Annotated in this window: 13 protein-coding genes; all 13 read left to right on the top strand. The window is 39.2% G+C overall.

What is annotated here, in order from left to right:
• On the top strand, positions 1 to 214 hold a 214-nt coding region (locus HMPREF3057_RS09515), incomplete at its 5' end, for an LPXTG cell wall anchor domain-containing protein (protein WP_142350353.1).
• A gap of 215 nt (positions 215 to 429) precedes the next feature.
• Positions 430 to 1,047: a class I SAM-dependent methyltransferase gene (locus HMPREF3057_RS09510; protein ID WP_070697385.1), complete on the top strand. Its 618-nt coding sequence runs from the start codon at positions 430 to 432 to the stop codon at positions 1,045 to 1,047.
• 13 nt (positions 1,048 to 1,060) lie between these two features.
• Positions 1,061 to 1,684, top strand: coding sequence for a Type 1 glutamine amidotransferase-like domain-containing protein (locus HMPREF3057_RS09505; protein WP_070697383.1), 624 nt, complete (start codon positions 1,061 to 1,063; stop codon positions 1,682 to 1,684).
• A 156-nt stretch (positions 1,685 to 1,840) separates the two neighbouring features.
• Positions 1,841 to 2,017, top strand: coding sequence for a 30S ribosomal protein S21 (gene rpsU, locus HMPREF3057_RS09500; RefSeq protein WP_000048054.1), 177 nt, complete (start codon positions 1,841 to 1,843; stop codon positions 2,015 to 2,017).
• Between the two features lie 64 nt (positions 2,018 to 2,081).
• Positions 2,082 to 3,044: a hypothetical protein gene (locus tag HMPREF3057_RS09495; protein ID WP_070697380.1), complete on the top strand. Its 963-nt coding sequence runs from the start codon at positions 2,082 to 2,084 to the stop codon at positions 3,042 to 3,044.
• Between the two features lie 136 nt (positions 3,045 to 3,180).
• Positions 3,181 to 4,116, top strand: a complete 936-nt coding sequence (gene hprK, locus HMPREF3057_RS09490; RefSeq protein WP_000115190.1) for an HPr(Ser) kinase/phosphatase — start codon at positions 3,181 to 3,183, stop codon at positions 4,114 to 4,116.
• Positions 4,109 to 4,897, top strand: a complete 789-nt coding sequence (gene lgt, locus HMPREF3057_RS09485; RefSeq protein ID WP_000609709.1) for a prolipoprotein diacylglyceryl transferase — start codon at positions 4,109 to 4,111, stop codon at positions 4,895 to 4,897. The genes hprK and lgt overlap by 8 nt, the downstream gene beginning before the upstream one ends.
• Entirely contained in the window at positions 4,898 to 5,281 is a 384-nt protein-coding gene (locus HMPREF3057_RS09480; RefSeq protein WP_000895033.1) for a DUF948 domain-containing protein, read from the top strand.
• 15 nt (positions 5,282 to 5,296) lie between these two features.
• Positions 5,297 to 5,695: a YtxH domain-containing protein gene (locus HMPREF3057_RS09475; RefSeq protein WP_049479146.1), complete on the top strand. Its 399-nt coding sequence runs from the start codon at positions 5,297 to 5,299 to the stop codon at positions 5,693 to 5,695.
• A 73-nt stretch (positions 5,696 to 5,768) separates the two neighbouring features.
• Positions 5,769 to 6,899, top strand: coding sequence for a radical SAM family heme chaperone HemW (hemW, locus tag HMPREF3057_RS09470; RefSeq protein WP_070697378.1), 1,131 nt, complete (start codon positions 5,769 to 5,771; stop codon positions 6,897 to 6,899).
• Between the two features lie 4 nt (positions 6,900 to 6,903).
• A complete protein-coding gene (locus HMPREF3057_RS10250; RefSeq protein WP_070697376.1) occupies positions 6,904 to 7,641 on the top strand; it encodes an acyl-[acyl-carrier-protein] thioesterase in 738 nt (245 codons plus the stop codon).
• 6 nt (positions 7,642 to 7,647) lie between these two features.
• Entirely contained in the window at positions 7,648 to 8,421 is a 774-nt protein-coding gene (locus HMPREF3057_RS10245) for a TIGR01457 family HAD-type hydrolase (protein ID WP_070697373.1), read from the top strand.
• A complete protein-coding gene (locus HMPREF3057_RS09455; RefSeq protein ID WP_070684036.1) occupies positions 8,411 to 9,031 on the top strand; it encodes a TIGR01906 family membrane protein in 621 nt (206 codons plus the stop codon). The genes HMPREF3057_RS10245 and HMPREF3057_RS09455 overlap by 11 nt, the downstream gene beginning before the upstream one ends.
• The last annotated feature ends 108 nt before the right edge of the window (positions 9,032 to 9,139 follow it).

Raw genomic sequence — 9,139 nt, 5'->3', positions numbered from 1 at the left:
AAATATCATTTCAGGATTCTATACTCCAACCGTAGTAGAACTTCCTGTCGTTGAAAATCCAGAACAACAAGATATTACAGAAGAAAGAACTGCTAAAACTCTTCCAAATACGGGTTCTGAGGAGACATCTCACTTGACAGCTGGTCTATTGGCTGCTTTATCAGGTATGGGATTGATTTCTCTAGCTCAAAGAAAAAAATCTGAGGAAGAATAATTAGTGGCGAAAGTCATCTAGTAAGTTGTTTTTAGATACTTGATTGAAATGATTACATTCATTGCTATCTAAGAAGATGTCAGTCTAACAGAAAGAGAGAACCAATTGGTTCTCTCTTTTTGGTAATTGATTTGAAAATCGTCTAATTATTTTGCCTCAATTGTTTACTATCCTGCTAAAGTGGTATAATATAGCTATACAGGGAGGCTTGAACTTTGATTTATATAATTGGTTTTACTTGTTTTTTACTTTTAATGTTACTGTTTTCTCGTCTCATTCAGCAATCAAAGAACCCTTCGGGCTTTCTAGGAAAACGAATGATGAAATTGTGGAATAGAGCCTATCTCCCCATGTTTGTATGGGCAATTCGTCATCTGGATAGGACATTTTACCCTGCAATCTTAGATGTAGGAGTTGGGAATGGCCGTTCAACCATCCTACTGAAAGAAACTTTTCCGCAAAGTACCATAACTGGAATCGATATTTCAGATACTGCAATAGCTCAAGCCAAACAGATAGAGATGACTAATCTAAATTTTGAACGAAGAGACGTTAGGGAGACAGGCTTTTCTGATGAAAGTGTTGATTTAATCACAGCCTTTCAAACTCATTTTCATTGGCGAGACCTAGAGGCTTCTTTTATGGAACTTCGAAGAATACTCAAATCAGACGGGATGCTCTTACTGGCTTGTGAATATAATAAGTTGTCTTACTTTTTACCAGAGGTCCAAAGCGAAGAAGCATTTAGACGATTCTTGTTGTTAATAGGGCTTGAGCTTATAACTAGTCAAAGAAAGGGATCGTGGATCCTTTATAAAATTGTTAAACATTAATGGAGGTACAATCATGAAACAATTATTTTTATGTTCATACTTTGCTGGAGTCAAAAAGCTTTTTAGCGATTATGCAAAGGAAAAGAATCTAGAAAACAAGGTTTTATTTATTCCTACCGCTGGGAACAAAGAGGATTATACTGCCTATATCGATGAGGCTCAGCAAACATTCAAAGATTTAGGATTTGAGATAGAGGTTCTAGATATTGCTTCTTGTGATCGAGAAACTGCACAGGCAAAGATTTTCCAAAGCAAAATTCTTTATATCTCTGGCGGGAATACATTTTATTTATTACAAGAATTAAAGAAAAAACAACTCCTATCTCTTATCAAAGAACAAATAAGAGATGGGCTGATCTATGTGGGGGAATCAGCAGGGGCTATCATTACTGCCAAGGATATTGACTACAATAAGCTCATGGATGACAAGACGGTAGCGAAAGAGTTATCGGATACAACGGGATTGAATGAAGTGGAGTTTTACATCCTTCCACATTATGGTGAGGAGCCTTTTACTGATAGTAGCAAGAAGACCTTTGAAACCTATAAAAATCAGCTCGACTTAATGCGAATGAACAATTCACAAGCTGTTATTGTAAATGATAAAGAAATAAAAGTTGTTTCTGAACAGGATTAAAATAATTTTTTTCGCTATTATGACATCTATTCTAATACGTTGTTCCTTTTAAAAAGAAAAGGGAAGATAATATAAGTTTATGTCAGTTTTCCCTTGACAAATATTCATTTTGCGTGTAAAATGGAATAGATCTTGAACTTGAAGGGAGTGAAAAAAATGTCTAAAACAGTAGTACGTAAGAATGAATCTCTTGACGATGCACTTCGTCGTTTCAAACGTGCGGTTACTAAAGCTGGTACTCTTCAAGAAACACGCAAACGTGAATTCTATGAAAAACCTTCTGTAAAACGTAAACGTAAATCAGAAGCAGCTCGTAAACGTAAAAAATTCTAATTTGAAATAAAAGGCTAGACTTGTCTAGTCTTTTTTTGCATAGTATTTAGAGGAACAAATTCTTATGAAAGAGTATATAAAAGAATATCAAAAGATGCGTGAAAATCACTTGGAAGATTGGGGTTATTGTGCTGATCCGATAGATTGGAAGGAATTTGAAGAGTCAAACCAAAGAATTTTTGAAAAGTATTTGACCGATTCAAAAGTGTTGTCTGACAAGGTTTTAAGGGTAAAATTGTACAGTAGCTTATTGCTAGATGATATTAAATATTTTTCCTATTATGCGGCGTTTTTAGATGGGGATTATACACAGTTAAACAATGCGCTATGGCAAACAGGAAGAACCGAGCTGCTGAGAGGCGGTTTGTTGGCAAGTGGAACCATTTATACAGATGGAATTTTGAAAGGCTTGTTTACCTCTTTTGCTTGTAACGATTTTTCAGTCATTCCATCATTCATCCCCAAAGATTTACCCTTGTTGAAAGGAACCTATTATCCAGAAAATGTGATGAATCTTTTATACGCTCTTTATTATCAAGATGAAGAAAGATTATCCGAGTCTCTCTTGCGTGCACAACAGTTTTTAGTGAAGAAAAAACGAACTGGTATGGAAGAATTTTCTGTTCGGTATTTTATAAGTTTGGCAAGAAAAGATGCAGTTGAATTAAGTGAGTCCTTACAAAACTTATGTCAAGCTTATCAGAGGCGAGGTTACCCCTATGAAAAGATTGATAAGTGCTTTGCGGATGAGATTCATGGTCTATATCGTTTGGTACGATTGTTTGACCATTCCTTGTTCGAAGAAGTCAGTATGCCGTCTCATAAGACTTTTTTGAAGGAGTTTGAAGAATGGCAGGTCCAAAATCAGTTTCCACAAGGTCAACAGTTCTATACCTATCCTCAAGATATGGCTGATGCAAATAGAATACTAACAAAAGGTCTTCCAAGGATTTATTTAGCAAAATCTGGAAGGGATTTGGTGATAGATGTTGACCAATTTGCAGTAGATTTGTCTCGGTTAATTTGAAAGCGTAGGAAAAGACTTACTAGTCAAATCTTTTCCCAAGCAACATCAAATAAATACTGTAAATCCTGCAAAAAAAGGAAACTTCCACCTAGAATCTGATATAATAGTAGGGAGAACTCGATTGAAGGAGGAAATTATGTCGGTTTTAGTAAGAGATGTCATTGAAAAACTCAGACTAGATATTGTCTATGGTGAAGGCGAATTACTTGAAAAAGAAATCAATACTGCGGACATTATGAGACCTGGTCTTGAAATGACGGGCTATTTTGATTACTATACACCAGAACGGATTCAACTGTTAGGGATGAAGGAGTGGTCCTATTTAGTCGCCATGCCTGCCCAGAATCGTTATCAAGTTTTGAAGAAAATGTTTCTACCTGAAACACCTGCGGTTATCGTGGCTCGTGGTCTGGTAGTGCCAGAGGAAATGTTGAGGGCTGCTAGGGAATGCAAGATTGCGATTTTAACCAGTCGAACAGCAACCAGTCGTTTATCTGGAGAACTTTCTAGCTACCTTGATTCCCGTTTGGCTAAACGTACCAGTGTGCATGGTGTCTTGATGGATATCTATGGCATGGGTGTCTTGATCCAAGGGGATAGTGGCATCGGTAAGAGCGAGACAGGTCTTGAACTTGTGAAGCGTGGACACCGTCTGGTAGCAGACGATCGTGTAGATATTTATTCTAAGGATGAAATGACTCTTTGGGGCGAACCTGCTGAAATTTTGAAACATTTACTTGAGATTCGTGGAGTTGGGATTATTGATATCATGAGTCTCTATGGTGCAAGTGCTGTAAAAGATTCTTCACAAGTTCAGCTAGCAGTTTATCTAGAAAATTATGATACGCATAAGACCTTTGACCGTCTAGGAAACAATGCCGAAGAACTCGAAGTTTCTGGTGTAACGATTCCGCGTATCCGCATCCCAGTAAAAACAGGACGCAATATCTCCGTTGTCATTGAGGCGGCTGCCATGAACTACCGTGCTAAAGAAATGGGCTTTGATGCGACGCGTTTATTTGAAGAACGCTTGACAAATCTAATCGCTCAAAATGAGGTGAAACATGATTAATCCAGTCGCATTTGAAATTGGCCCCTTTGCTATTCGTTGGTATGCTTTGTGTATTGTAGCTGGTTTGGTTTTAGCAGTTTATCTTGCCATGAAAGAAGCTCCTAAAAAGAAAATTCTATCAGATGATATTTTGGATTTTATTCTGATTGCTTTTCCAGTAGCTATTTTAGGTGCTAGGCTATACTACGTACTCTTTCGCTTAGATTATTATCTGCAAAATCCAGGTGAAATCATCGCCATCTGGAATGGTGGTTTGGCCATTTATGGGGGTTTGATAGCGGGCGCTATTGTCCTTTATATCTTTGCAGATAGAAAGCTGATTAATACTTGGGATTTCTTAGATATTGCAGCACCGAGCGTCATGGTTGCCCAGAGTTTAGGGCGCTGGGGGAACTTCTTTAACCAAGAAGCCTACGGTGCAGCGGTGGATAGTCTGGATTATTTACCGGGCTTTATCCGTGATCAGATGTACATTGATGGTAGCTACCGTCAGCCGACCTTCTTATATGAGTCGGTTTGGAATCTGATTGGATTTGCTTTGATTCTGATTTTTAGACGAAAATTGAAGGGAATCAGACGTGGTCATATCACTGCTTTCTACTTGATTTGGTATGGTTTTGGTCGTATGATTATCGAAGGAATGAGGACGGATAGTCTCATGTTCTTTGGTCTGCGAGTTTCCCAATGGTTATCAGTTATCCTTATCGGACTCGGTATTTTTATCATACTTTATCAAAATCGAAAGAAAGCCCCTTTCTATCATACAGAGGAGGAAAAATAAATGTTAGAAGTTGCATATATACTTGTCGCGATTGCTTTGATTGTCTGTTTAGTCTATTTGACAATCACGATTCAAAAAGCAGGTCGTATGATTGATGAGACAGAGAAAACCATCAAAACGTTGAGCTCAGATGTGAACGTTACCTTGCATCAGACCAATGAATTGTTGGTTAAGGTCAATGTGTTAGCAGACGATATCAATATCAAAGTTGCGACGATTGATCCACTCTTTACGGCGGTGGCTGACTTGTCAGAGTCAGTTTCTGACCTCAACCAACATGCACGTGTTTTAGGTAAAAAGGCTTCATCTGCTGGTTCAAAGACTATCAAAACAGGTGCAGGCTTGTCAGCTCTTCGTGTCGCAAGTAAATTTTTCAAAAAATAAAAAAGGAGAAATCTTATGGGAAAACTATCCTCTATCCTTTTAGGAACAGTTTCAGGTGCTGCTCTTGCTTTGTTCTTAACCAGTGACAAGGGTAAGCAAGTTTGTAGTCAAGCTCAGGATTTTCTAGATGATTTGAGAGAAGATCCAGAATATGCTAGAGAGCAGGTTTGTGAAAAACTAACAGAAGTGAAGGAACAGGCAACGGACTTTGTGCTGAAAACAAAGGAACAAGTAGAATCTGGTGAAATCACTTTTGACAGTGTCCTTGATCAAGCCAAAACCTGTGCTCGACAAGCGACAGAAGCGTCAAAGGAAACCTTTAACAATCTCAAGGAGCAGTGGCAAGAACAGTCAACAACTCCAGACGTTGCTGAAGACCAAGAAGAAATCATCATCGATATTACTGAAGTATAATGCATCACCATCTCTGGTTTTTGGAGATGGTGATTTTTATCTGCAAGCTTGTCTTTGTGGTATAATAAGTACTATGCAGAAAAAACCAACGTCCGCCTATGTGCATATTCCCTTTTGTACACAGATTTGTTATTATTGTGACTTTTCAAAAGTTTTTATTAAAAATCAACCAGTAGATAGTTACTTGAAGCATCTACTAGAGGAGTTTCGTTCTTATGATATCCAAAAGTTGCGAACTCTCTACATTGGAGGTGGGACGCCAACAGCTTTGTCAGCTCCGCAATTAGAAGTGCTACTGGATGGTTTGACTAAAAATCTAGACTTGTCAGCCTTAGAAGAGTTGACCATTGAGGCCAATCCAGGCGATTTGGACGCAGATAAGATTGCAGTTTTGAAACAGTCGCCAGTCAATCGTGTTTCACTAGGCGTGCAAACCTTTGATAACAAAATGCTGAAAAAGATTGGGCGCAGTCATTTGGAGAAGGATATTTATGAAAATATCGACCGCCTCAAATTGGCTGGTTTTGACAATATCTCCATCGACTTGATTTATGCCCTACCCGGTCAAACTATGGCTCAGGTCAAGGACAATGTAGCTAAGGCCATTTCGCTTGACATTCCTCATATGAGTCTTTATAGCTTGATTTTGGAGAATCATACGGTCTTTATGAACCGCATGAGACGAGGGAAACTGCCCCTACCTAAGGAAGAGTTAGAAGCGGAGATGTTTGAGTACATTATTGCAGAGCTTGAGCGAGCTGGTTTTGAGCATTATGAGATTTCCAATTTCTCTAAGCCTGGCTTTGAAAGTCGCCACAATCTCATGTACTGGGATAATGCCGAGTATTATGGCATCGGTGCGGGCGCTTCGGGTTATGTGAACGGGGTGCGTTATAAAAACCACGGTCCTATCCGCCACTATCTCAATGCAGTAGAGGCAGGAAATGCTCGGATTACAGAAGAACACCTGAGTCAAAGGGAGCAGATGGAAGAAGAAATGTTTCTGGGACTCCGGAAAAAATCCGGGGTTTCCATGGCGCGATTTGAGGAAAAATTCGAACGGTCCTTTGATGAACTATATGGAAAAATCATCAGAGACTTGGTTCAACAAGGACTCATGCAGATCGATGGTGATCGTGTCCGAATGACAAAGAGAGGTCTCTTTTTAGGAGACACTGTAGCAGAACGATTTATTTTGGAGTAGAACAATGGGCTTAACTTATCAAATGAAAATGAAAATTCCTTTTGATATGGCGGACATGAACGGTCATATCAAACTTCCAGATGTGATTTTGCTGTCCCTGCAAGTATCAGGTATGCAGTCGATTGAGCTAGGAGTCAGTGACAAGGACGTATTGGAGCGTTACAATCTGGTCTGGATTATCACGGATTATGAAATTGAAGTGGTTCGCTTGCCTCGCTTTGCTGAAGAGATTACGATTGAAACAGAAGCATTGACTTACAATCGTCTTTTTTGCTACCGCCGTTTCACTATCTATGATGAAGCAGGTCAAGAAATCATTCGCATGGTAGCAACCTTTGTTCTCATGGACAGAGATAGTCGGAAAGTCCATGCTGTAGAACCGGAGATTGTTGCGCCTTACCAGTCTGAGTTTGATAAAAAACTCATCCGTGGTCCAAAGTATGTAAATCTAGAAGATCCAATCAGTAAAGACTACCATGTTCGTTTTTACGATTTGGATATGAATGGTCATGTCAATAATAGTAAATACCTAGACTGGATTTTTGAGGTCATGGGTGCCGATTTTCTAACCAAGTACATTCCAAAGAAAATCAATCTCAAGTATGTCAAAGAAGTGCGGCCAGGTGGCATGATTGCTTCAGCTTATGAACTCAAGGGACTAGAAAGCAAGCATGAGATTATCAGTGATGGCGAGATCAATGCCCAAGCTATGATTACTTGGCAAGAAATAAAAAAGGACTAAAGAGAGATGACATATAAAGGTTATTTAATTGATTTAGACGGGACCATTTACAAAGGGAAAGACCGGATTCCAGCGGGAGAGGCTTTTGTGCATGAATTGCAGAAGCGAGAAATTCCCTATCTCTTTGTAACCAACAATACAACCCGAACTCCAGAGAGTGTTCAAGAGATGTTGGTTCAAAATTTTAATATTGATACGCCTCTATCAACTGTCTACACGGCAACTTTGGCAACCATCGACTATATGAATGACATGGGACTGGAAAAGACAGTCTATGTCATCGGAGAAGCAGGACTCAAGGATGCCATTCAGGCAGCTGGTTATGTCGAAGACAAGGAAAATCCTGCCTATGTGGTAGTTGGACTGGACTGGCAAGTCGACTATGAAAAATTTGCCACAGCAACTCTAGCTATCCAAAAGGGTGCTCACTTTATCGGAACCAACCCTGACCTCAATATCCCGACGGAACGTGGTCTTTTGCCAGGTGCTGGTTCACTAATTACACTTATTGAAGTAGCAACACGAGTAAAACCAGTTTATATTGGGAAACCAAATGCTATTATCATGGACAAGGCGGTTGAGCACTTAGGTTTGAAAAGAGAAGAATTGCTCATGGTTGGAGACAATTACCTGACAGATATCCGAGCAGGGATTGACAATGGTATTCCAACTCTCTTGGTGACAACAGGTTTTACCAAGGCAGAAGAAGTAGCGGACCTGCCAATCGCACCAACACATGTGCTTTCTAGCCTTGCGGAGTGGAATTTTGATGAGAACTAAACTGACTTTTTGGGGAAGTATGCTTTTTCTCCTTTCCATTTCTATTCTCTTAACCATTTATCTGGCATGGATTTTCTATCCTATGGAGATTCAGTGGCTGAACTTAGCGGATCGAGTCTATCTAAAGCCCGAAACCATTCAGTACAATTTTCATATCTTGATGAATTACCTGACCAATCCCTTTAGTCAGGTCTTAGAGATGCCAGATTTCCGTTCGTCAGCGGCTGGTTTACACCACTTTGCGGTGGTGAAGAATCTCTTCCACTTGGTTCAGCTGGTCACTTTGGTGACACTTCCAAGTTTCTATTTCTTTGTTAAAAAGATTGTCAAAAAAGGCTTTTTAGCACTATATCGTAAAAGTATCTTGACTTTAGTACTATTGCCTCTGATCATTGGGCTTGTAGGAGTGTTGATTGGTTTTGAGCAATTATTTACTCTGTTCCATCAGATTCTCTTTGTGGGAGACGATACCTGGCTTTTTGATCCAGCAAAGGATCGAGTTATTCTGATTTTACCAGAGACTTTCTTCCTCCATGCCTTTTTACTTTTCTTTGCCTTGTATGAAGGAATGTTTGGTTTCCTTCTTGCTAAAGCTTCAAGGAAAAAGTAGATAAAATTCTGTATTTTTAATAAAAAACGAGAGAAGTTACTCCACTCCCTATATATTGTTAGGTTATCCTAAAGATAAACTTGCAAAGCAGGAGATTTTTGCAGAAAA

Origin of the sequence: Streptococcus sp. HMSC072D05, assembly GCF_001815805.1 — a bacterium.
Lineage (GTDB): Bacteria > Bacillota > Bacilli > Lactobacillales > Streptococcaceae > Streptococcus.
This window is presented reverse-complemented; position numbering and strand designations above follow the sequence as displayed.